Raw genomic sequence first — 21268 nt, 5'->3', positions numbered from 1 at the left:
CAAATCCGGTCGCGCCGCCACGCGTCGGTGCCGCAACGTTGCGCCGACCAAATGAGCCGCGGGGAGCATCTGCGGATGCGGGCTCGGCTAGCGTCGTGATCCGCTCTTACTTGCCAGAATTGCTGGCGCTGTCCATCGGATCGTGGTCGCCAAGCGCGGGAAGATCGTCGACGCGATCAGGCGACAGAGCAACAGATCATCTACGCCGCCATTCACGAGAGGCTTGCATGAACGATGAATGAGATGACCAAGCTGAGAGTCGGAATTGTCGGTGTAGGTCTGATGGGCCATGGAATCGCAAAGAATGTCCTGGCGCGGGGCAGCTTTCCTCTGGCCTTTCTCGACCATCCGGGCAATCAACCCGTTGACGATCTCCTCAGCCTCAGGGCCACGGCCTGCAAGACGCCCGGTGAGGTCGCGAGCGCGTCGGATGTTATCATCCTCTGCGTAACGGGTTCGCCTCAGGTCGAAGCGATCCTGACGGGCGAAGCGGGCGTTCTGTCTGGCCTCCGTAAGGGCGCCATCATTGTCGATTGCTCGACGGCGCTGCCGGACTCGACATTGCGGATGGCCGCCGCGGTCGAGGCGGCGGGTGGACGCTTTCTCGATGCGCCCATGACGCGCACCGCCAGGCACGCGGAAGAAGGAACGCTGAACCTTCTGGTTGGCGGCGACGAAGCCGACCTTCGCAGCGTCCGCGCGGTTCTTGCCTCTTTCACCGAGGGTGTGGAACATGTCGGCCCGGTGGGGTTCGGCCACCGGCTCAAGCTGCTCCATAATTATGTATCGATCGGCTTCATGGCGCTGCTTGGCGAGGCCGCGGCGCAGGCCGCCGATGCAGGCGTCGATCCGGCGGTCTTCGTCGACGTCCTTGCCAAAGGAGGCGGGGCTGGCGTTGCGCTCCAGCGCATGGCGCCCGCAATCGTGACGGGCGATACCGGCACGATCCCGTTCTTTATCGATAATGCGCTAAAGGATATCTCCTACTACCGGATGATGGCGAGCAACTCCGGCGCATCCAAAGCGATCGCAGACGGTGTCGGCACTGCGATCGCGGCTGTGGTCGAGAGCGGCCATGGCCAAGCCTATATTTCCGACCTGGCGCGGCTCCTTCGAAAAACGAAGCCGGCAGCCTAGACCGAGAACGAGTGTTGAGACAGGGACGACCGATCCAATGACAATGACCGATATCCGATTTCCCGTAGATGGCCGAACTCGCAAGATGTTCGTCGATGGCGCGTGGGTTGAGGCCCGCTCGGGAAAAGTCCTCGAGACGCGCAATCCCGCGACTGGCGAGGTGATCGGCCGTGTCCCGCGTGGCGATGCTGGCGACATCGACATTGCCGTTAGCGCCGCCCGGCGCGCCTTCGTGGGACCGTGGAGCCGCTTCAAACCGTTCGAGCGACAGGCTCTGCTCCTGCGCATTGCCGATCTGTTCGAGAAGCATTGGGAGGAGATCAGTCGGTCCGACACCGCCGACATGGGTATGCCGATCGTCAGGACGCGGGCGAACAAGCTTCGCGTGCTCGGCATGCTCAGATACTACGCCGGCATGGCGACGGCGATTCATGGGCAGACGATCGACAATTCGCTTCCCGGCGACATAGTTTCGTTCACGCGGAAGGAGCCGGTCGGCGTGGTCGGCGCGATCATCCCGTGGAACGCGCCCACCGCTGCGTCGGTTTGGAAGATCGGACCTGCGCTCGCGACCGGATGCACCATCGTGCTCAAGCCTTCCGAAGAGGCGCCGCTAACGCCCCTCCTGATCGCGGATTTGATGAACGAGGCAGGTGTGCCGCCCGGCGTCGTCAACGTCGTGACCGGGACCGGCCCGGAGGCCGGCGCGCCTTTGGCCGAACATCCCGGTGTCGACAAGATCGTCTTCACGGGATCCACTGCCACTGGCCAGGCGATCATCCGAGCGTCGGCCGGCAATCTCAAACGGGTATCCCTCGAGCTTGGCGGAAAGTCGCCGGTCATCGTCTGCGCCGACGCGGACCTCGACAAGGCTGTCCCGATTGCCGCGATGGCAGCGTTCGCCAATTCGGGCCAGATCTGCATCGCCGGCTCCCGCCTGTTCGTCGAGCGAGCGATCCACGACGAGTTGGTCGAACGGCTGGGAAAGTTCGCTTCGGCCCTCAAGATCGGCGACGGAGCTGATCCCATGACGGAGATCGGACCCCTCGTTTCCGAGAGACAGCTCGACAAGGTCGAAGGCTTCCTGAACAGCGGACGCGACCAGGGCGCGAAGGTCGTGACCGGAGGCCGAAGGCTGAGAGAGGGGAGTTTCGCGAAGGGCAACTTCGTCGAGCCGACCGTGTTCGCCGGCGTCTCCGACGACATGCAGATCGCCCGTGACGAAATCTTTGGTCCGGTCATTTCCGCACTGCCGTTCGACACGCTCGATGAAGCCGTGGAGCGCGCCAATGCGACACCATACGGGCTCGCGGCGGGTGTCTTCACGCGTGACGTGAGCAAGGCCCACATCATTTCGCGCAGTCTCCGGGCGGGATCGGTCTGGGTGAACACCTATCACGCGATCGATCCTGCATTGCCTTTCGGCGGCTACAAGATGAGTGGATATGGCCGTGAAGGCGGCACCGAACAGCTCGACGAGTACCTCAATACGAAGGGAGTCTGGATCAAGCTGGACTGACCCGATCATTCTCTCGGCTTCGCGATCAGTCGCGACGATACACATCTGATCGACGCTTCACCCAACGTGGCGCGCCGATGCCTGACCTTGCGCATTCGTGGCTGCGAGGGAAGAGACGAGACCACTACAATCAACCGAGCGAGTATCATGAAGGACAGTTACAAAATTGCGGTCGTGCACGGAGATGGCATCGGACCGGAAGTCGCTCGTGCGGCGGTTGCGGTGCTGCAGGCTGGTGTCCAGACCGGCACGCTCCAGTTCGTGGAATACCCGGCGGGTGCCACTCACTTTCTCGAAACGGGAGACTCTTTTCCGGCGACCTCGTTCGAGGGCTGTCGCGGGGCCGACGCCATTCTCCATGGTGCGGCTGGCATTCCCGGTGTGGTTCACCCTGACGGAACCGAAGCCGGACTTGATTTCACGCTCTCACTTCGCTTCAAGTTGGATCTGTATGCCAACGTGCGGCCCATTAGGCTCTACAAGGGCGTGCCGTCTCCGCTCGGGCATCCGGGGTCGATCGATTACGTCATCGTCAGGGAGAATAGCGAGGGGCTCTACGCCGCGCGCGGCGCGGGTGCGCTGCTGAGGGAGGAAGTCGCAGTCGACACGCTAATTCAGACTAGGAAAGGTATCGAGCGTGTCGTCCGGTTCGCGTTCGACCTCGCCAGATCGCGTAACGGCTCGCCAAAGGACGGCCGGCGCCGGGTCACCTGTTGCGACAAGGCCAATGTCCTGCGCACATATGCGTTCTTCCGTTCCGTCTTCGACGAGGTGGCCAAGGACTATCCCGACATTGAAGCCGAGCACGTCCTTGTTGATGCGATGACCGTTCATCTCGTCAACAAGCCATCGCACTTCGACGTCATCGTCACCGAGAACATGTTCGGCGACATCATTTCCGATCTCGGTGCCGCGACGGTCGGCGGCATGGGCATGTCCCCGTCGGAAGAAGTCGGTGATGGAATCGGCTTCTTTCAAGCTTCGCATGGCTCGGCGCCCGACATAGCAGGAAAGGGGCTCGCCAATCCCTATGGAACGATCCTGGCTGCGATACTGATGCTGAGACGCCTGGACCGGCGCTATCGCGATGATCGGCTGCGCCTTGGTGCCGACAGGATGGAAGCTGCCGTGTGCGCCGGGTTGGAGGATGCAGCGCTGAGGACACGGGACATCGGCGGCAATGCGACGACCAGTCAGGTCGTGGATGCGCTCCTGAAGCTGCTCTGAGCGGGAGGGCGTCAGCGCAGCTGGGAAAGACTTGAGCGGATCAAAGAGATCAGCTGCTCGGTGTTCGGGCGCCTGACCGAGCTGCGCGTGGTAATCAAGCCAATCTGGCGAAGCTTGATTTGATCGGAGAGCGGGACCACACGAAACCGCTGCACGCCGGCCTGCACCAGCGCGACTCGTGGCACGATCGCGATGCCGAGGCCGGACGCGGCCAGTGCCACCGCTGTCGTGGCGGCCTGAACTTCAAATTGAACATCGAGCCGGACGTGGAGCGTCTCCAGCGTCTCGTCGATCAACCCTCGCACGGCTGTCGTTTTCGACAGCAGGATGACCGGCTTGTCCACCAGATCGGCGAATCCTGTGCTTGCTTGCCCCTCGTCGAACACCGGCGGTACGCAGGCAAAAAGGGGGTCCTCAAGCATCGGCTCGAACTCATAGTCCCCCATGTCGGGGACTTGCGGACCAATACCGAACTCGACATCCTGCCGCTTGAGGAGTTCAAGCATAGGCGTCGTGGAGAGCTCCATGAGCTGGACCTGGCTCCGCGGATAGCGGACCTTGAATGTCGCCAGGATGTTGGGCAGCCATCCGGACGCGAGCGTCGGAACGCAGGCCATGCGAATGTGACGGCTGCGGGACTGTGCTGACTCGCTCAGCAAATCCAGCCCGGACTGAACTTCCTGGAGGGCGCGCTTTGCCTGCTCGAACAGAATTCGCCCCTCAGATGTCAGCAATACTTTCTGCGGCGTTCTGCGAAAAAGGAGGACGCCGATCTGCTCCTCCAAGTCGCGGATCTGCATGCTGACCGCAGAAGGAGACCGGTTCGATTCCTCGGCGGCCTTCCGGAAGCTTTCGTGCTCAGCTGCAAGCAGGAAGGTATGGAGAAGCTTGAGATTGATGTTCGACAAGTCCTATGCCCTGCTTCTGCGTTTCCGCGCATGTGACGGGGAGGGACAAAGCCCCCGTGCGCCGGAAGACCGATCTGTTCACAATATCCAGCGGCGATTGGTACGTATATCGAGTGGAAAGTTCAGCCGTCGTTCCTGGGGGCCATCTGCTCAATTCCCTCGTCGGGAATAGCGAAATTCGCCATGAACGTTTGTTCGCCCGATACCGACAAAAATGCCAACAAAACGGACGGCCGGAGCGAACTTTTACTTGTGGTTTCAATGCATCGCGAAGATTTTCCGGAGAAATCCGGGATCGAACCGACGGCTTAAGGCATAGTTATTATTAGTGTTTTATCGTGGTGCCCCTGGCCGGAATCGAACCAGCACTCCTTGCGGAACTCGATTTTGAGTCGAGCGCGTCTACCAGTTCCGCCACAGGGGCCCTCGGTCGGCCCCATAGGCGGCGTCGCGAAGCCGGCGGACTATAGCCATGGACGGGGCGGGGTCAACCCGCGCCAAAGTGATGTCAGCCGTTCTCGACAGCCGCATGGGCCGGGGCTAGAGGCTGGGGCGCGAGAGATGCCAAAGAGGCTGCCGTGACCACCGAGAGTGCCGCCATACCTGCGTTCAAGCCGGCCGCCACGAGCCCCGCGCTGACCGCCTCGGCGATGGTCACGCTGGTCGCCGTAGCCACGATTGCGGGCGCCTGGTTCTTCCAGGTCGTCCTGGAGATCCTGCCCTGTCCATTGTGCCTGGAGCAGCGCTACGCCTACTACCTCGCAATACCGCTCGGTGCGCTCACGGCGCTGGCGGCGCGGAGCGGCGCGCCGCGGCCGCTGCTGCTGGCGGGGCTCGCGATCCTCGCCCTGGCGATGCTCGTCAATGCCGGTCTCGGCGCCTACCATTCCGGGGTCGAATGGGGGTTCTGGAAGGGGCCGACCGACTGCTCCGGGCCCGTCGTCAATCTCGGCAGCGCCGCCGATCTCTTGTCGAAGCTCGACACCGTGAAGGTGGTGCGCTGCGACGAGGTGCAGTGGCGCTTCCTCGGCCTCTCGCTCGCCGGCTACAACGTGCTGATCTCGCTCTTGATGGCCGCGATCGCCGCGTGGGGATTGGTGCGGACGGCGAAGCGCTAAAGCTCAATCGTCCACGTCGTCCTGCGTGCGCCCGAACAGGTGCACGATGCCCGGCGTTGCGATCGTCACGAAAACGAAACGCGACAGGTGATGGGCGCCGACGAAGATCGGGTCGATGTGCAGCGTCAAGGCCAGCGCCAGCATCGCATCCATCGCGCCGGGCGCGAAGGCGACGATGACGTCGGAGAATTTCACCTGGGTGGTGAGCGCCACGATGCCGACGAAGATGGCGGAGACGGCGATGGCCACGGCAAACGAGCCCAGGGCCGCGCTGAGGTGGCCGGCGAGCGTCTTGATCCGCATCCGCGCGAAACGGCTGCCGATCAGTGCGCCGATCCCGATCAGCGCCACGCCGCGCACCCAATCCGGCAGGCCGCCCTCGACCCATCCGGCACCATGCAGCACGCTGGAGGCGATCATCGCGCCGAACATCCAGCTTGCGGGAAACCTGATCAGCCGCAACACGAGCGCTGCCGCCAGCGACGCGGCGGCCAGCTCGAGGAGATCGAGCGGCGAGGCGATGGTCGTTGCCAGCGACGGCGCAGCCGAGGGCGCGACGCCTGCAATCGCCAGCACCATCGGCAGCGCGGCGGTCAGGATGATGACGCGCATGGTTTGCACCACCGCAATGCCCGGCAGGTCGGCGCCGCGCTCGACCGCCAGGATCGTGATCTGCGACAGCGCGCCGGGGCTGCCGGCCAGGAAAGCCGAGGTGCGGTCCCAGCCATGGATGCGCTGGAGGTAATAGCTGGAGCCGAACGTGGAGCAGAAGGTGGCGAGCGCCAGCAGGCCGATCGTGAGAGGATAGGCGCTGACCTGCTGAAGCAAATGGCGCGAGACGACCGAGCCCAGCGAGATGCCGAGCAGCACCAGCACGGTCTGGGTCAGGATCGGCGGCAGGCTCAGCTGGCGGCCGGCGATTGCGGCGATCCCGACCGCGATCATCGAGCCGGAGATCAGCCCGCCGGGCAGGCCGGCGAGCAGAAACGCGAGGCCGCCGGCGGTGCCGATGACGAGCGTCTCCACCGTGCTCAGGATCTTGGCACGGCTCGGCCATTCGAACGACAGGGAGGCGGTGATTTGCTTCACGCCATCTTATCGCAAATCCGCCCGAGCCGCACAATTGCAGGCTCGTCATGCCGCAATGCGCGACGCCTTCCGCGGATGCTCGGAAGGAAGCGTGACGGGCTTATTTCTTGTCGGCGGCGGGAGCTGCGGGAGCGGCGGCTGCGCTGCCGGCCTTCGCCTCCTTTTTGCATTCGCGACGGAATTTCTTGCGCTCCTTCCCCTTCAATCCCTTGGCGTCCGCTTGCTTCGAGCATTCCAGCGATTCCGCCGATCGCTCCTTCGTTGCCTTTTTGTCGGGGACAGTGGCGGCAGTGTCGGTCTTGGCGGCCGGTGCGGTGGTCTGCGCGAAGGCGGTGCCGGTGAGGAGCAGGGAGGCGAGCGCGACGGCGGCGAGGCGGGACGTGAAGGTCATGTGGTGCACTCTGCTTGCGAGAATTGCGAAGGGCTGAAACGTCGGCTCGTGTTGCTGAACGCGACATGAATGAGTGAAGCGGCGGGATCACTATATTTTGCCGGCGCAACTCATCGCATCCTTGTCGCAAGCGGCCGGCACGCTAGGATAGCAATCCTCAATTCACTTCCGTCAGGGAAGACCAAGCAGGAGACCGAAGGATGACCATTCAGACGAAATTGTTGTGTGCGATCGCAGCGTCGGGTGTCGCGGCATTGCTGGCGAGCGCGCCGGCGCAGGCATTGACCGCGCAGGAGTGTAGCGCGAAGTACCAGGCCGCCAAGAAGGACGGCTCGCTCGGCACCATGAAGTGGAATGACTTCCGCAAGGCCCAATGCGGTGCCGATGCGACGCCCGCCGCTGCGCCGACCGCGGCAGCGCCCACGGCTCCCGCGGAGCCGAAGCAGGCCAAGAAGGAGGCGGCGCCCGCCGCGGCGCCGGCCCTGCCGGCGGGACCTGCGATCTACCCGAACGCGGTCGATCCGAAATATGCCAAGGAGCCCGCCGGCAAGGCGCGCCTGCACACCTGCGTCGACCAGTACAATGCCAACAAGACCACCAACGGCAACGGCGGCCTGAAGTGGATCCAGAAGGGCGGCGGCTATTACAGCGAATGCACCAAGAAGCTGAAGGGGGCCGCCTGAGCTTCGAATGCTACGAAGGCCGGAGCAACGCTCCGGCCTTTTCGCCTGTATTTTGGCGCACGATCTTTTCGGAAAACCGCTGCACCCTTGACGCTTACGCGGCCCTTCGGGTCCGGATCTGGCTCAGTCGAGCAGCTTCTCGGCCGATTTCGCCACGAGCTGCGACCGCTTGCGCGGACCGCTCTCGACGAACAACAGGCTCTGGCCGAAGATGAAGCAGTAGAACAGGAAGGCCTGCGCGTCGGCCTCCTCGGTCGCAAGGCCGTTGGCGCGATAGAGGTCGCCGACGTGCTTGAGCCGCGCCGCATCGACGCTCGCCACCGCTGCCGCGGCGTTCTCGTCCGAGCGGGCCCATTGCCGGATCGCAAGCTCGATCGCCATGCCTTCCGGATTGAGCCGCTCGGAATAGAGTTGGATCACCGCCTTCAGCCGTTCGCGCGGCGCTTGCCCGTCAAGGCTTGTCTGCTGCGCGATCGCGGCAATGCGGCCCTTGCGCCAGGCTTCCAGCATGGCCTCGAGCAGCGCGGCGCGATCGGCGAAGCGCCGGTAGAACCCGCCCTTGGTGACGCCGAGGTTCTTGGCGAGCACCTCGACCCGTACGCCCTCCACCCCCGCACGGGCGAGCTCGGCAAATCCAGCCTCGACCCAGACATCGCCCTTGCCGTCGCTCATGAAGGAAGCCTCACCCGGACTTGATACGGTGCCGTATTGCTAACGCGACACGGGTTTGATACGCTACCGTATCAACGATCAAGGGCGAAATTGCGGGAGGAATTGCGATGGAGCAGGAGGCAACCTATCGCGGCACGGTCTATCCATGGCAATGCGACCATGTCGGGCACATGAACATCATGTGGTATGTCGGCAAGTTCGACGAGGCCAACTGGAATCTGTTCGCTCGCATTGGCCTGACGCCGAGCTATTTGCGCTCCTCCGGCCGCGGCATGGCCGCGGTGCAGCAGAACATCGCCTACAAGCGCGAGCTGCTCGCCGGCGACATCGTCGAGATCCGCAGCCATCTGCTCGAGATCAGGGACAAGTCGATCCGCTTCCGGCACGACATGACGAATGCCGAGACTGGCGAGCTCGCCGCGACATGCGAGATCACCGGCGTGCACATGGACCGCCAATTGCGGAAGTCCGCGCCGTTCGCCGATGCCATTCGCGAAGCGGCCTCGAGGCATCTTGCGGAACCTGCCGAGGTGTGAGCCATGACAGCCTTCGAGCCGAAAAACCCGGGCTACCGCGCGGCGGCCATCGCCATGTTCGATGGCCAGCCGGCCATGCGCACGCTCGGCATCGTGATCGTCCGCCTCGCACCGGGCGAGGTCGAGCTGGCGATGCTGCATGCACCGGCCCTCACACAGCAGAACGGTTTCATCCATGCCGGCATCATCACGGCCGGGCTCGACAATGCCTGCGGCGTTGCGGCCTTCAGCCTGATGCCGCCGGAGGCCGGTATCCTCACCGTCGAATTCAAGACCACGCTGCTCGCGCCCGCCCGCGGCGAGCGCTTCGTCTTCAAGGCCGAAGTGGTCAAGCCCGGCCGCACGCTGACCTTCTGCGAGGCAAAGGCCTACGCCGAACATGACGGCAAGACCACGCTGATCGCCACGATGAGCGGGACGTTGATGGCGATGCTGCCTCGCGCGGCGGCTTAGCTGGACCGGGTGCGATTCGCGTGGCAATCCCGCCCGCGCCATTCTATATGACCCGTAACAATGGCCGGTCCGCGGGCATATATCCGCAAGATGGGGCCGGAACGGGACGAGATATGACCGGATTTGGGAAGAGTGGCCTTGCGCCGACGCGGCGCGCAGCCTTGACGCTGATCGGAGCGGGTGCTCTCGCGGTGGGTGGCATCGTCCCGGCGCGCGCGGCGGCCGGCGATGACGAGGTGCTGACCGAAGCCAAGGTGCTGCGCGATCCCGACACGCCCGTCGCAGGCAATCCCGACGGCAACATCACCATCGTCGAATGGTCCGACTACAATTGTCCCTATTGCCGCAAGCTCGAGCCCGAGCTGCGCCAGGTGGTCCAGGACGACGGCAAGGTGCGGCTGGTGATGAAGGACTGGCCGATCCTCGGGCCGGTTTCGGTCACCGCGGCGCGGAGCGCGCTGGCGGCCAAATTCCAGGGCAAGTATCACCAGGCCCATGACGCCATGATCGGCGTCAGCTCGCGCCTGACCGAGCCGCGCATCAACGAGCTGCTGGCGGCCGCCGGGGTCGACATGGACCGGTTGAAGCGCGATCTCACCGGGCACGCCAAGGACATCGACGCCATCCTCAAGCGCAACAACGAGCAGGCTGAAGCTTTCGGCTTCCATGGCACCCCGTCCTTCATCGTCGGCAAGTATCGCGTGCCCGGCGCGCTCAGCATGACCGAGTTCGAGCAGGTCATCGCCGACGCCCGCAAGGCCAAGATGAACTGAGCCGCCGATATTTCAGGACGCAACAGAAAGGCGCCGTCGCGGAGTTCGCGACGGCGCCTTGTTCATGTCGATCGGACGAAATTACTTCGACGAGATGCGGACCCAGTCCTTGTGCGCGCGATCGCGCAGCGCATCCCAATCGGCCTTGGCGACGTCCCAGTTCACGATGGTACGGTTGGTCGTCGCGACCTCACCCTTGGCGACCGACGACGTCTGCATGGAATCATAGATGTAGACGCCGCACGCAAGCAGCAGCGCGCCCAGGATCATTCCAAAAAAAGTCTGCATGGCGAACCTCCGGTGACGGGCAATAACGTCGGCCCGGAGTGATGGTTCCGCGACCATGCGGCGCATCTAAGGAGAGATTGTTCATTCTGCATTCAGCCACTCCATCAGCTCCGCATTGATCTCGCGCGGATAGGTGTGGCTGAGGTCGTCGACCTCGCGATAGATGACGTCGGCACCGCCGGCGGAGAGTGCCGCCTGCGTCTGCCGTGCGGTCTGCACCGGAAACATCCAGTCGAGCTTGCCGTGAGTGATGAAGACCGGCAGGCCTTGCAGGCGCGTTGCGTCGGCCATTTCCGCCATCAGCGGATGGAAGGTCGCCGCAACAGGCGCGAGATGCGTGAAGGGCGAGGCGCCGTCGAGGCCGGTGACGTAGCAGAAGGTGCCGCCATCGCTCATGCCAGTTAGTAACATGCGCGAGGGGGTGATGCTCCAGCGGCTGCGCACCGCCTCGAGGATGCGCATGAGGTTCGGCGTGTCGGTGTCGTCGCCCATCAGCGCCCAGGTGGGCCCGGTCGCAGTCGGCGCCACCAGGATCGCGCCAAGACTGCGGGCGTCGCGGAGCCAGCTCCACAGAAAGCCGCGGCCGTTGCCGCTGCCGCCATGCAGCGCCATCACCAGCGGCATGGCACACTTGGGCGTGTAATATTCGGGGACATAGACCGAGAAGCCGCCGCGACTGCCGGGCTCGTTGTGGTCGTGGAAGATGCCGGTATCTTCGCTCGCGCCGGCTTCGAGATTCGACAACAAATCCGCATTGTCGCGATTGGCGGCGTTGAGGAAGAAGCCGCTCACGGGCGGAAACTTAACCGCCAGCGGATAAAGCGCCTCCTGCGCGCGCGGGACATGGCGCAGGGCGCGGAACACCGCGACGAGATCGCCATGGCCCCGCTCGACTTCACGAATGCCGGCAAAGGCAGCGAGCGTCTCGCCGCAGGCGCGATCGAGCCGCTCGCGCAGGCCAGCGAACTGCTCCGGCCAATCCCCGATTGCGGCGTGCGCCGTCTGCAGCGCCTCGTCCGGCGTGCCGATCGCATCCATCACCGAGGCGAAAGCTGGCGGATGCAGATGCCGTTGGAAGAAGCCGAGTGCTTCCAGCGCGTTGAGCAGCGGCGGCAGCACGGCCACGATGTCGTCCACCACGGCCTCGGTCATCGCCCGCTTCCTCAAAGCCCTTGGGATCAGTGCAGCTTCGGCGCCTTCAAGAGCTTGAAGCGATCGGTCGACGTCACCGTGACGTCGAAGGTGACGCCTTCATGATGAACGGTGAGCGGCACGTCGACGCCGGCGGCGCCGAGCGCCCACATTTTTTTGTAGAAGGCGGTCTGGCTCGTCACCTTGTCGCCGTTGACGGCGAGGATGACGTCGCCGGTCTTCAGCTCGGCGCGAGCGGCCGGGCCGTTGGCGGAGATCCCGATCACCACCACGCGGTTGTCGATCTCGGTCGAGTACAGCCCGAGCCAGGGCCGTGCCGGCTTGTTGACGCGGCCGAATTTGCGCAAGTCCTCCAGGACCGGCTTCAGGAGGTCGATCGGCACGATCATGTTGACGTGCTCGGCCTTGCCGTCACGTTCGCGCTCGAGCTGGAGCGAGCCGATGCCGATCAGCTCGCCGCGTTCGTTGAGCAGTGCCGTGCCGCCCCAGTTCGGATGTGCGGGAGAGGTGAAGATGGCCTCATCCAGCAGATATTCCCAGTAACCGGCGAATTCCTGTTTCGCCACGACCTGGCTCGCGACCGAGCGCGTGCGTCCGCCGGCGCCGCCGACCACGACGCGGTCGCCGATCCGCGTCGCCGCCGACGAGCCGAGCGGCAGCGGCGCAATGTCGAGCTGGCCGAGCGCCTGCACCAGCCCGAACCCGGTCTCGGAATCGAAGCCGAGCGCATGGCCCTCCACCACGCGCCCATCGGCGCGGTGCAGCCAGACTGAATCTGCCTCGGTGATGAGATAGCCTATCGTGAGAACCAGGCCGTCGTCGATCACGACGCCGTTGCCGGCGCGTTCGGTGCCCAGCGTCTCGGCACTGAACGCGTCCGGGGGGATGATGGCGTGCAGGCCGACGACGGAGCCGAGCGCGCGGTCGAGATCGAAACCGTAGTCGCTCGCCCGCGGCTGGTTCGCCGGCGGCACTCTCCATTCGGTCAGGGTGCTCATCGAGTTCTCCTGGCTGAGGGCATCGCTCCGGCAAGTCTGGCGGAGCGACGCGCGAAGCACGCCTAATTTAGGCCGGAGCAGGCGGTCTTGAAAGCCTCGTTCCCAACTATTCGGGAGAACGCTGCGTGAAATTTTCGAAAGGCCTGGAAACACCTCTTGCACGGGTCGTCATGTCATCCGGCCGCCGCCGCATGGCTGCTGTCCGGCGCGGTGCTAGGCGCCGTGCAGTGAAGCTGCTAACCATTGCCGCTTCGTTGGACCAAGGGATCACGGACGACAAGCATGGACAACCGCAGCGACATCTGGCGTGGCATCGATACGATCAAGGAACGTTTCGTCGACCTCAGCGACAGGGTCTGGGGCATGCCTGAGGTCTGCTACACCGAGGCGCGGTCCGCCGCCGAGCATCTCGCCGAGCTGCGCCATCAGGGATTCCGCATCACCGAGAACGTCGCCGGCATCCCGACGGCGCTGATCGGCGAGTGGGGCGAGGGCGGTCCGGTCATCGCCTTCATGGGCGAGTACGATGCGCTGCCGGGCCTCAGCCAGGAGGCGGGTGTTGCCGAGCATCGTCCGATCGAGACCGGCGGCCATGGCCATGGCTGCGGTCACAACCTGCTCGGTTCCGCCGCGCTGCTCGCCGCGACGGCGGTAAAGGACTGGCTGGCGGAGAACAAGGTGCCCGGCCGCGTGCGCTATTACGGCTGCCCTGCGGAAGAAGGCGGCGCCGCCAAGGCCTTCATGGTGCGCTCCGGCGCGTTCGAAGACGCCGACATCGCCATCACCTGGCACCCTCACAGTTTCTGGGAAGTGGCGGTGACGCCGTCGCTCGCGAATACGCGCGCCGATTTCACCTTCACCGGCCGCACCTCGCATGCGGCGGCCTCGCCACATCTCGGCCGTTCGGCGCTCGATGCGGTGGAATTGATGAATGTCGGCGTCAACTACATGCGCGAGCACATGCCGAGCGACGCGCGCGTGCACTACGCGCTGCTCGACACCGGCGGCATCGCGCCCAACGTGGTGCAGGCCCATGCGCGCGTGCGCTATTCGATCCGCGCGCGCGATCTTCCCGGCATGAACGAGCTGGTCGAGCGCGTGTCGAAGATCGCGCAAGGCGCGGCGTTGATGACCGAGACCAAGGTCGAGATGAAGATCATCTCCGCGGTCTCCAACATCCTGCCGAACGGGCCGCTGGAGCAGGCGCTGCACCAGGTCATGGAAGAGCTCGGACCGCCGCATTTCGACGATGCGGACAAGAGCTTTGCTGGCCAGATCCGTGCGACCTTGAGCGACAAGGACATCGCGTCCGTCTATTACGCGATCGGCATGGAGCCGACCGATCGGCCGCTGGCCGACTTCCTGGTGCCGCTCGATGCCAAGCGCAACCCGCTCGTCGGCTCGACCGATGTCGGCGACGTGAGCTGGGTGGTGCCGACGGTGCAGGTGCACGCACCGACGGTTGCAATCGGCACGCCCTTCCACACCTGGCAGGTGGTGGCGCAGGGCAAGAGCCCGCACGCGCACAAGGCCATGGTGCAGGCGGCCAAGGCCATGGCCGGTCTCGGCATCAAGGCGCTGACGGAACCGGAGCTGATCAAGGCCGCCAAGACCGATCTCCAGAAGCGGACGGCCAGGACACCTTACGTCTGTCCGTTGCCGGATCAGGTCGCGCCGCCGCTCGACATGTCCGTGGCGTAGAATCGGCCTCGATACTTCGTCTGATCCAGCGAACAAATTTTCCGCAGTGCAGCGCGCAATCCAGCAGATTTTGCTGCTGGATTGCCAAACGGATGGGCTGCTGAGCGCAATTTTGCCCAACGGACAGCCAGAAGACCGTTTGCATACACACGGTCCCAGTTGACGTGCACCCCATTCGGTGTGCCATCTACCGCCAGCCAAACCCGGCGGTCGCGAGCGGCCGCCTGCATCCATGCCGGAACCAGACGGGGGACAACCATGCTGGACAAAGAGCTGCGTTCGATGATCGGTCAGGTGAAGGACGGACGGATGGACCGCCGCGCCTTCGTCAAGCGCCTCGCCGCGGTCGGTCTCACCGCTCCCCTGGCCAACCAGCTCCTCGCGCTCGGCGGCGTTGCCATGGCGCAGAGCCCCGCGGTCTACAAGCCGACCAAGCGCGGGGGCGGCGGCCCTCTCAAGGTGCTGTGGTGGCAGGGGCCGACGCTACTCAATCCGCATTTCGCCACCGGCACCAAGGACCAGGACGGATCGCGGGTTTTCTACGAACCGCTCGCGAGCTGGGACGCCGACGGCAATCTCAACCCCATCCTCGCTGCAGAGATTCCCTCGGTTGCAAACGGCGGTCTCGCCGCCGATGCCAAGTCGGTGGTCTGGAAAATCAAGCCGGGAGTCAAATGGCACGATGGCAAACCGCTGACTGCCGACGACTTCGTGTTCACCTGGCAATACGCCAGCGATCCTGCCACGGCTGCCGTCAGCATCAGCACCTATGGTGACATCACGGTCGAGAAGGTCAGCGATCTTTCGATTCGCATCCTGTTCAAGACCCCGACGCCGTTCTGGGCCAACGCGTTCGTCGGCGCTTATGGATGCGTTATCCCGAAGCATCTGTTTGCCGACTACAAGGGCTCGAAGTCCCGCGAGGCGCCGAACAATCTGTCCCCGGTGGGCACCGGTCCCTATAAATTCGTCGAGTTCAAGCCGGGCGATGTGGTCCGTGGCGAGCTCAATCCCGACTATCACATGCCCAATCGTCCGCATTTCGACACCATCGAGATGAAGGGCGGCGGCGATGCCGTCTCGGCGGCGCGCGCGGTGATCCAGACCGGCGAATTCGATTTCGCCTGGAACATGCAGGTCGAAGACGACGTGCTGCTGCGTCTGGAGAAGGGCGGCAAGGGCAAGACCGTCTATGCCACCGGCGGCGACATCGAGTTCATCGCCATCAATTTCACCGACCCCAACGTCGAGATCGACGGCGAGCGATCCTCGATCAAGACCAAGCACCCGATCCTGTCGGATCCGAACGTGCGCAAGGCACTCGCCCTGCTCGTGGACCGCGAGTCCGTCAAGAAAGCGATCTACGGCCGGGCCGGACGCACCACGGCCAACTACCTCAACGGTCCCGAGAAGTTCGTCTCCAAGAACACCTCGTGGGAGTTCAACGTCGAGAAGGCGTCGAAGATGCTCGATGACGCCGGCTGGAAGGTCGGCGCCGACGGCATCCGCGAGAAAGACGGCAAGAAATTCAAGCTTCTGTACCAGACCTCGACCAACGGTCCGCGCCAGAAGACCCAGGCCATCGTCAAGCAGGCCTGCCAGAAGGCCGGCATCGACGTGGAACTGAAATCGGTGGTTGCCTCGGTCTTTTTCTCGTCCGACGTCGCCAACCCGGACACCTACCCCAAGTTCTATGCCGACATCGAGGAGTTCCAGATCCCAATGACGCAGCCGGATCCGGCCCTGCACATGCGCCGCTACATCTCCGCCAATGTGGCCACCAAGGAGAACAAATGGCAGGGGCAGAACTTCCCGCGCTATGTCAACAAGGAGTATGATGACGCCATCGCTGCGGCCGAGACCGAGACCGATCCGGTCAAGCGCGCCGCGCTCTACATCAAGTGCAACGACCTGTTGTGGCAGGACACCGTGTTCATTCCGGTAATGCATCGTCTGCTGGTGGATGCCTGCTCCAACACGTTGCGGCCGGCGCTCTCGGGCTGGGCCAATCGGACCGACAACATCCAGGACTGGTACCGGGAGGCATGAGCGCAGGCTAAACGGGATTCTTCCCTATGAGTCAGTATGTCCTGCGTCGCCTCCTGATTGCCGTTCCGAGCCTGCTGGCGATTTCGCTGGTGCTGTTCGTCGTGCTCGCGCTCGCCCCCGGCGATCCGTTCTCCGAACTGGCCACCAATCCGAACGTGCCGCCCGAAGTGCAGGCGGCGCTTCGGGCCAAGTTTGGTCTCGACGATCCGATCTACCTCCGGTACCTGCACTGGCTCAACGCCATGCTGCACGGCGACTGGGGCTTCTCCTTCGTCAGCCGGATGAACGTCGACACGCTGATTCTGCAGCGCCTGCCGGCCACACTCTATGTGATCGGCTCGGCGCAGATCCTGGCGCTGCTGATCGCGATTCCGGTCGGCGTCTACGCCGCGACCAGGCCGTATTCGCTGTTCGACCAGATCGCGAATACGCTCGCCTTCGTCGGTTTCTCGCTGCCGACCTTCTTCACCGGCATCCTGTTCATCCTGATCTTCTCGGTCACGCTGGACTGGCTGCCTTTCGTCTACACCACCGACATCAAGGCGACCGGCATCCGCTGGGTGCTTGAGATGATCCGTCAGGCGATCATGCCGGTGGCGGTGCTCGGCCTGTTCCAGGCGGCGTCGATGACGCGCTTCGTGCGCTCGGCGATGCTCGACGTCATTCGGCTCGACTACGTCACCACGGCGCGGGCCAAGGGCCTCGGCCAGGCCACGGTGATCGTCAAGCACGTGATGCGCAACGCCATGATCCCCGTGGTGACGTTGATCGCGTTGCAGATGCCCGCGGTGTTCGGCGGCGCCATCGTCACCGAGCAGATCTTCCGCATTCCCGGCATCGGCTCGCTGCTGATCTCCTCCATCCTTTCCAACGACACGCCGGTGGTGATGGCCGTGACCTTCGTCTTCGCGTGCCTGGTCGTGCTGTTCAATCTCATCGCGGACGTCCTTTATGGCTGGCTTGACCCTCGCATCTCCCTCCGCTGAGCGGCGCGCCTATTCGCCCTGGCGCGAAGCATGGCGACGCTACAGCCGCCACCGGCTCGCGGTGGTCAGCGCTGTCCTGCTCCTCATCCTGGTGCTCGCCGTCTTGCTTGGGCCGTTCGTGTGGCGCGTGAAGATCAACGAGATCGACATCGTCGCGGGCCTGCAGGGTCCGTCGCTCGCTCATCCCTTCGGCACCGACGATCTTGGCCAGGACATCCTGGCGCGCATGATCTATGGCGGCCGCATCTCGCTCGCGGTCGGGCTCGCCGCGATGCTGGTCGCCGTCATCATTGGCACGCTGATCGGCGCGCTCGCCGGCATGTCGCGCGGCGCGCTCGGGCACGGGCTGATGTGGCTCACCGATCTGTTCCTGTCGCTGCCGCAATTGCCGCTGCTCCTGCTGCTGATCTATCTGTTCCGCGACGGGCTGAAGCAGGTGTTCGGGCCCGAAGGCGGCATCTTCATCCTGATCGTGCTCGTGATCGGAGGCCTGCGCTGGATGCCGGTGGCGCGGCTGGTGCGTGCCCAGTTCCTGTCGCTCCGCGAGAAGGAATTCGTCGAAGCCGCGCGCGCGCTCGGCGCCAGCCCGGTGCGGCAGGTGGTGCGGCACATCCTGCCCAATGCAGTCGGGCCGGTGATCATCGCCGGCACCATCGACGTCGCCGCCGCGATCATCGCGGAATCGACGCTGTCCTTCCTCGGCCTCGGCTTCCCGCCGGATACCCCGACCTGGGGCCGGCTGCTGTTTGATGCCAAGGATTTTCTCGACATCGGCCCGCACTGGGCGCTGTTCCCGGGCGGCGCGATCTTCATCGCGGTGGTGGCCATCAACTTCATGGGTGATGGTCTGCGCGACGCGCTCGATGCGCGACGGGTGATCTGATGGCGCCGCTGCTCGAGATCAAGGGCCTGAAAACCCACTTCTCCACCGACGACGGCATCCTCCAGGCCGTCGACGGGGTCGACATCTCCATCAACAAGGGCGAGACGCTTTGCGTCGTCGGCGAATCCGGCTGCGGCAAGACCGTGACCGCGATGTCGATCCTGAAGCTGATCGCGATGCCGCCGGGGCGGATCGCGGCAGGCCAGATCATCTTCGAGGGGCGCGATCTCGTGCCGCTGACCAGCAATCAGCTCGACGAGATCCGCGCCAAGGAGATCGGCTTCATCTTCCAGGAGCCGATGACCTCGCTCAACCCGGTGCTCACGATCGGCGAGCAGATCGCCGAGAGCCTGCGGCGGCACGAAGCGGTGACCAAGAAGCAGGCGCTCGAGCGCACCATCGAGATGCTGAAGCTGGTGCAGATCCCCAATGCCGAAGGCCGCGTGCACAATTATCCGCATCAGTTCTCCGGCGGCATGCGCCAGCGCGTGATGATCGCGATGGCGCTCGCCTGCAAGCCGAAGCTGATCATCGCCGACGAGCCCACCACCGCGCTCGACGTCACCATCCAGGCACAGATCCTCGACCTGTTGCAGGACATGAAGGACCGCTTCGGCATGGCGGTGATGCTGATCACCCATGCCATGGGCGTCGTCGCCGAGACCGCGCAGCGGGTCGTCGTGATGTATGCCGGCAAGGTGGTGGAGGAGGCGCCCGTCGACGATCTCTTCGGCGATCCCCGTCACCCCTATACGCAAGGCCTGATCCGCTCGATCCCGCGCATCGATCTCGACAGCGAGCACAAGACGCGGCTCGAGGCGATCGGCGGCTCGGTGCCGATCCTGATCAACCCGCCGGTCGGCTGCCGCTTCGCGCCGCGCTGCAAGTTCGCCATGAATGTCTGCACCGAGAAGGAGCCGCTGCTGCGCGAGATCGCGCCCGGTCACCGCATGGCCTGTCATCTCGGCGATCCGAACCTGGGAGCCGCGTCATGAGCGAGCCCTTGCTCCGCGTCAGCGGCCTGAAGAAACATTTTCCTGTGCTCGGCGGCCTGCTGTCGCGCCAGGTCGGCACTGTCTATGCGGTCGACGGCGTGTCGTTCTCGGTCAACCGCGGCGAGACGCTCGGTCTCGTCGGCGAATCCGGTTGCGGCAAGTCGACGACCGGGCGCTGCGTGCTGCGCCTGATCGAGCCGACCGACGGCGAGGTCGTCTTCGACGGCCAGGACGTGCGCAAGCTCGGCGGCAACGATCTGCGCGCCATGCGGCGGAACATGCAGCTGGTGTTTCAGGATCCGTTCGCCTCGCTCAATCCGCGCATGACGGTCGGCGCCATTCTCGGCGAGGCCTTCACCATCCACAATCTTGCCTCCTCCCCGAAAGAGCGCGAGGAGCGCGTTGCGGGCCTTCTGGTCAAGGTCGGGCTCAAGGCCGAGCACATGCGCCGCTATCCGCACGAATTCTCCGGCGGCCAGCGCCAGCGCATCGTGATCGCCCGTGCGCTTGCGGTGGAACCGAAGCTGATCGTCTGCGACGAGCCGGTCTCCGCGCTCGACGTGTCGATCCAGGCGCAGGTGATCAACCTCCTGGAGGACCTCCAGGCCGAACTGAACCTGACCTATCTCTTCGTCGCGCACGACCTCTCGGTGGTCGAGCACATCTCCGACCGCGTCGCGGTGATGTATCTCGGCCGCATCGTCGAGCTCGCCAAGGCCAGCGATCTCTACCGCAACCCGCAGCATCCCTACACCAGAGCGCTGCTGTCGGCGGTGCCGGTGCCCGATCCCAAGCTGAAGCGCGAGCGCATCCGCCTCAAGGGCGACGTGCCGAGCCCGATGAAGCCGCCCTCCGGCTGTCACTTCCACACCCGCTGCCCGATCGCCCAGCCGCGCTGCGCGGAAAGCGCGCCGGTGTTGAGGGAGGGCGCGGGCGGGCACTTCGTGGCGTGCCATCTGGCGTAGTGCCATGAATCCGCAGGGCGGCCATTAGCGCTTGCGCGCGCTTCCGCACCCTACGCTTGTTCATCCATGAAGCAGTCCATGTTCCGAAAGAGCCTGCCTGAAAGCCTCCACGGACGTGTGATGATGCGCGAAAAGGCCCGCCTTTCGCGCGCCGGCGACGTTGGCCGCGAGGTCGTCGACGAACAGGACGGCTTCCGGCCTCACGTCGAGATCCGAAAGGCAGAGGCGATAGCAGCGCGGGTCCGGCTTGGCCGTCTTGAATTGGGCCGAGGCATAGATCCGCGAGCCGAACAGTGGACGCAGGTCCGGCAGCAGCGTGTCGATGTGGTCGGCGACCAGCGTGGTATTGTTGGTCAGGACCGCAATATCGACGGTTTGCCGCAAGCTCCCAGCAATCTCCAGCATCGCGCGATCCGCCTCCATTGAGCGGCGCCGCGCCTCGACCCACTCGTCGAGCGACAACGGATAGCCAATGCGCTCACCGAAGCCCCGCAGATAGTCCGCGGCCTCGAGCGCGCCGGAATCGCCGAGCGCTTCAAAGCCACTGTCCCAGATTGCCGCGTGGACGGCTTCGCTGGTCGTCCCCGCAAGCTCGGCGAGACATGCGACGCGCTTACCCCTGTCGTAATCGCATAGGACGTTGTCCATGTCGAACAGGACGAGCTTGATGACGTCAGTCACGGCGGCACTCGCGGATTGGCCGAACATCGGCCGTGAGTGCACTCATATCCCGCCGGAACGCGGG

22 protein-coding genes and 1 tRNA gene are annotated in these 21268 nt (G+C 64.4%); 14 read left to right on the top strand and 9 right to left on the bottom strand.

Annotated features, from left to right (window positions below):
* Positions 1 to 243 precede the first annotated feature (243 nt).
* The 3 genes from ACNJYD_RS36175 to ACNJYD_RS36165 all read left to right on the top strand — a co-directional run bounded on the left by ACNJYD_RS36175 (position 244) and on the right by ACNJYD_RS36165 (position 3883).
* A complete protein-coding gene (locus ACNJYD_RS36175) occupies positions 244 to 1137 on the top strand; it encodes an NAD(P)-dependent oxidoreductase (RefSeq protein WP_439364800.1) in 894 nt (297 codons plus the stop codon).
* Between the two features lie 37 nt (positions 1138 to 1174).
* On the top strand, positions 1175 to 2656 hold the full coding sequence (locus ACNJYD_RS36170; protein ID WP_172786003.1) for an aldehyde dehydrogenase family protein: 1482 nt from the start codon (positions 1175 to 1177) through the stop codon (positions 2654 to 2656).
* 147 nt (positions 2657 to 2803) lie between these two features.
* Positions 2804 to 3883 carry an isocitrate/isopropylmalate dehydrogenase family protein gene (locus ACNJYD_RS36165; RefSeq protein ID WP_439364799.1) on the top strand — a complete coding sequence of 360 codons (1080 nt, stop codon included), beginning with the start codon at positions 2804 to 2806 and terminating at the stop codon, positions 3881 to 3883.
* A gap of 11 nt (positions 3884 to 3894) precedes the next feature.
* On the opposite strand, the gene ACNJYD_RS36160 is transcribed toward ACNJYD_RS36165, so the two are convergent.
* Positions 3895 to 4791, bottom strand: coding sequence for a LysR family transcriptional regulator (locus ACNJYD_RS36160; RefSeq protein ID WP_212256254.1), 897 nt, complete (start codon positions 4789 to 4791; stop codon positions 3895 to 3897).
* A gap of 339 nt (positions 4792 to 5130) precedes the next feature.
* A tRNA-Leu gene (locus tag ACNJYD_RS36155) sits at positions 5131 to 5215 on the bottom strand.
* 154 nt (positions 5216 to 5369) lie between these two features.
* Between ACNJYD_RS36155 and ACNJYD_RS36150 the strand changes: the two genes are divergently transcribed.
* Complete coding sequence (locus ACNJYD_RS36150; RefSeq protein WP_439364798.1) at positions 5370 to 5909, top strand: disulfide bond formation protein B; 540 nt, start codon at positions 5370 to 5372, stop codon at positions 5907 to 5909.
* A gap of 3 nt (positions 5910 to 5912) precedes the next feature.
* Here ACNJYD_RS36150 and ACNJYD_RS36145 read toward each other — a convergent pair whose 3' ends face one another.
* Positions 5913 to 6998, bottom strand: a complete 1086-nt coding sequence (locus ACNJYD_RS36145; protein WP_172785999.1) for an AbrB family transcriptional regulator — start codon at positions 6996 to 6998, stop codon at positions 5913 to 5915.
* A gap of 100 nt (positions 6999 to 7098) precedes the next feature.
* Complete coding sequence (locus ACNJYD_RS36140) at positions 7099 to 7389, bottom strand: PsiF family protein (protein WP_172785998.1); 291 nt, start codon at positions 7387 to 7389, stop codon at positions 7099 to 7101.
* Positions 7390 to 7589: 200 nt separating this feature from the next.
* Here ACNJYD_RS36140 and ACNJYD_RS36135 point away from each other — a divergent pair, with 200 nt between their 5' ends.
* Positions 7590 to 8072 (top strand): hypothetical protein, encoded by a 483-nt coding sequence (locus ACNJYD_RS36135; RefSeq protein WP_439364797.1) that lies wholly within the window; start codon positions 7590 to 7592, stop codon positions 8070 to 8072.
* Positions 8073 to 8195: 123 nt separating this feature from the next.
* On the opposite strand, the gene ACNJYD_RS36130 is transcribed toward ACNJYD_RS36135, so the two are convergent.
* The gene (locus ACNJYD_RS36130) at positions 8196 to 8744 is read right to left on the bottom strand and encodes a TetR/AcrR family transcriptional regulator (protein WP_212256262.1); all 549 of its coding nucleotides are present in this window, start codon (positions 8742 to 8744) and stop codon (positions 8196 to 8198) included.
* 107 nt (positions 8745 to 8851) lie between these two features.
* On the opposite strand from ACNJYD_RS36130, the gene ACNJYD_RS36125 reads away from it, so the two are divergent.
* From ACNJYD_RS36125 to ACNJYD_RS36115, 3 genes are all read left to right on the top strand, one after another.
* Positions 8852 to 9280 (top strand): acyl-CoA thioesterase, encoded by a 429-nt coding sequence (locus ACNJYD_RS36125; protein WP_172785995.1) that lies wholly within the window; start codon positions 8852 to 8854, stop codon positions 9278 to 9280.
* A gap of 3 nt (positions 9281 to 9283) precedes the next feature.
* Positions 9284 to 9733 carry a PaaI family thioesterase gene (locus ACNJYD_RS36120; protein WP_172785994.1) on the top strand — a complete coding sequence of 150 codons (450 nt, stop codon included), beginning with the start codon at positions 9284 to 9286 and terminating at the stop codon, positions 9731 to 9733.
* Positions 9734 to 9846: 113 nt separating this feature from the next.
* Positions 9847 to 10506 carry a DsbA family protein gene (locus ACNJYD_RS36115; protein WP_439364796.1) on the top strand — a complete coding sequence of 220 codons (660 nt, stop codon included), beginning with the start codon at positions 9847 to 9849 and terminating at the stop codon, positions 10504 to 10506.
* An 81-nt stretch (positions 10507 to 10587) separates the two neighbouring features.
* Here ACNJYD_RS36115 and ACNJYD_RS36110 read toward each other — a convergent pair whose 3' ends face one another.
* The 3 genes from ACNJYD_RS36110 to ACNJYD_RS36100 form a co-directional block, all read right to left on the bottom strand.
* On the bottom strand, positions 10588 to 10794 hold the full coding sequence (locus tag ACNJYD_RS36110) for a hypothetical protein (protein ID WP_172785992.1): 207 nt from the start codon (positions 10792 to 10794) through the stop codon (positions 10588 to 10590).
* Between the two features lie 81 nt (positions 10795 to 10875).
* Positions 10876 to 11946 (bottom strand): phospholipase, encoded by a 1071-nt coding sequence (locus ACNJYD_RS36105; RefSeq protein WP_439364795.1) that lies wholly within the window; start codon positions 11944 to 11946, stop codon positions 10876 to 10878.
* Positions 11947 to 11972: 26 nt separating this feature from the next.
* Positions 11973 to 12944: a S1C family serine protease gene (locus tag ACNJYD_RS36100; RefSeq protein ID WP_439364794.1), complete on the bottom strand. Its 972-nt coding sequence runs from the start codon at positions 12942 to 12944 to the stop codon at positions 11973 to 11975.
* Between the two features lie 282 nt (positions 12945 to 13226).
* On the opposite strand from ACNJYD_RS36100, the gene ACNJYD_RS36095 reads away from it, so the two are divergent.
* The 6 genes from ACNJYD_RS36095 to ACNJYD_RS36070 all read left to right on the top strand — a co-directional run bounded on the left by ACNJYD_RS36095 (position 13227) and on the right by ACNJYD_RS36070 (position 20523).
* Entirely contained in the window at positions 13227 to 14645 is a 1419-nt protein-coding gene (locus ACNJYD_RS36095) for a M20 family metallopeptidase (RefSeq protein ID WP_439364793.1), read from the top strand.
* Positions 14646 to 14903: 258 nt separating this feature from the next.
* Entirely contained in the window at positions 14904 to 16694 is a 1791-nt protein-coding gene (locus ACNJYD_RS36090) for a peptide ABC transporter substrate-binding protein (protein ID WP_172785988.1), read from the top strand.
* 26 nt (positions 16695 to 16720) lie between these two features.
* Entirely contained in the window at positions 16721 to 17680 is a 960-nt protein-coding gene (locus tag ACNJYD_RS36085; protein ID WP_172785987.1) for an ABC transporter permease, read from the top strand.
* The gene (locus ACNJYD_RS36080; protein WP_172785986.1) at positions 17646 to 18563 is read left to right on the top strand and encodes an ABC transporter permease; all 918 of its coding nucleotides are present in this window, start codon (positions 17646 to 17648) and stop codon (positions 18561 to 18563) included. Before ACNJYD_RS36085 ends, ACNJYD_RS36080 begins: the two co-directional genes overlap by 35 nt.
* Positions 18563 to 19558 carry an ABC transporter ATP-binding protein gene (locus ACNJYD_RS36075; RefSeq protein ID WP_172785985.1) on the top strand — a complete coding sequence of 332 codons (996 nt, stop codon included), beginning with the start codon at positions 18563 to 18565 and terminating at the stop codon, positions 19556 to 19558. The genes ACNJYD_RS36080 and ACNJYD_RS36075 overlap by 1 nt, the downstream gene beginning before the upstream one ends.
* Complete coding sequence (locus ACNJYD_RS36070; protein WP_439364792.1) at positions 19555 to 20523, top strand: ABC transporter ATP-binding protein; 969 nt, start codon at positions 19555 to 19557, stop codon at positions 20521 to 20523. The genes ACNJYD_RS36075 and ACNJYD_RS36070 overlap by 4 nt, the downstream gene beginning before the upstream one ends.
* 60 nt (positions 20524 to 20583) lie before the next feature.
* Here ACNJYD_RS36070 and ACNJYD_RS36065 read toward each other — a convergent pair whose 3' ends face one another.
* On the bottom strand, positions 20584 to 21231 hold the full coding sequence (locus ACNJYD_RS36065; RefSeq protein WP_439364791.1) for an HAD family hydrolase: 648 nt from the start codon (positions 21229 to 21231) through the stop codon (positions 20584 to 20586).
* Positions 21232 to 21268 lie beyond the last annotated feature (37 nt).

Source organism: Bradyrhizobium sp. SPXBL-02, assembly GCF_051853065.1.
Lineage (GTDB): Bacteria > Pseudomonadota > Alphaproteobacteria > Rhizobiales > Xanthobacteraceae > Bradyrhizobium.
The sequence above is the reverse complement of the archived record's forward strand: the minus strand, read 5'-3'. Positions and strand labels throughout refer to the sequence as shown.

Coding starts and splice junctions, on each gene's coding strand:
- ACNJYD_RS36175 (WP_439364800.1), top strand. CDS start 244: ATGACCAAGCTGAGAGTCGGAATTGTCGGTGTAGGTCTGATGGGCCAT.
- ACNJYD_RS36170 (WP_172786003.1), top strand. CDS start 1,175: ATGACAATGACCGATATCCGATTTCCCGTAGATGGCCGAACTCGCAAG.
- ACNJYD_RS36165 (WP_439364799.1), top strand. CDS start 2,804: ATGAAGGACAGTTACAAAATTGCGGTCGTGCACGGAGATGGCATCGGA.
- ACNJYD_RS36140 (WP_172785998.1), bottom strand. CDS start 7,389: ATGACCTTCACGTCCCGCCTCGCCGCCGTCGCGCTCGCCTCCCTGCTC.
- ACNJYD_RS36135 (WP_439364797.1), top strand. CDS start 7,590: ATGACCATTCAGACGAAATTGTTGTGTGCGATCGCAGCGTCGGGTGTC.
- ACNJYD_RS36130 (WP_212256262.1), bottom strand. CDS start 8,744: ATGAGCGACGGCAAGGGCGATGTCTGGGTCGAGGCTGGATTTGCCGAG.
- ACNJYD_RS36125 (WP_172785995.1), top strand. CDS start 8,852: ATGGAGCAGGAGGCAACCTATCGCGGCACGGTCTATCCATGGCAATGC.
- ACNJYD_RS36120 (WP_172785994.1), top strand. CDS start 9,284: ATGACAGCCTTCGAGCCGAAAAACCCGGGCTACCGCGCGGCGGCCATC.
- ACNJYD_RS36115 (WP_439364796.1), top strand. CDS start 9,847: ATGACCGGATTTGGGAAGAGTGGCCTTGCGCCGACGCGGCGCGCAGCC.
- ACNJYD_RS36110 (WP_172785992.1), bottom strand. CDS start 10,794: ATGCAGACTTTTTTTGGAATGATCCTGGGCGCGCTGCTGCTTGCGTGC.
- ACNJYD_RS36105 (WP_439364795.1), bottom strand. CDS start 11,946: ATGACCGAGGCCGTGGTGGACGACATCGTGGCCGTGCTGCCGCCGCTG.
- ACNJYD_RS36100 (WP_439364794.1), bottom strand. CDS start 12,944: ATGAGCACCCTGACCGAATGGAGAGTGCCGCCGGCGAACCAGCCGCGG.
- ACNJYD_RS36095 (WP_439364793.1), top strand. CDS start 13,227: ATGGACAACCGCAGCGACATCTGGCGTGGCATCGATACGATCAAGGAA.
- ACNJYD_RS36090 (WP_172785988.1), top strand. CDS start 14,904: ATGCTGGACAAAGAGCTGCGTTCGATGATCGGTCAGGTGAAGGACGGA.
- ACNJYD_RS36085 (WP_172785987.1), top strand. CDS start 16,721: ATGAGTCAGTATGTCCTGCGTCGCCTCCTGATTGCCGTTCCGAGCCTG.
- ACNJYD_RS36080 (WP_172785986.1), top strand. CDS start 17,646: ATGGCTGGCTTGACCCTCGCATCTCCCTCCGCTGAGCGGCGCGCCTAT.
- ACNJYD_RS36075 (WP_172785985.1), top strand. CDS start 18,563: ATGGCGCCGCTGCTCGAGATCAAGGGCCTGAAAACCCACTTCTCCACC.
- ACNJYD_RS36070 (WP_439364792.1), top strand. CDS start 19,555: ATGAGCGAGCCCTTGCTCCGCGTCAGCGGCCTGAAGAAACATTTTCCT.
- ACNJYD_RS36065 (WP_439364791.1), bottom strand. CDS start 21,231: ATGTTCGGCCAATCCGCGAGTGCCGCCGTGACTGACGTCATCAAGCTC.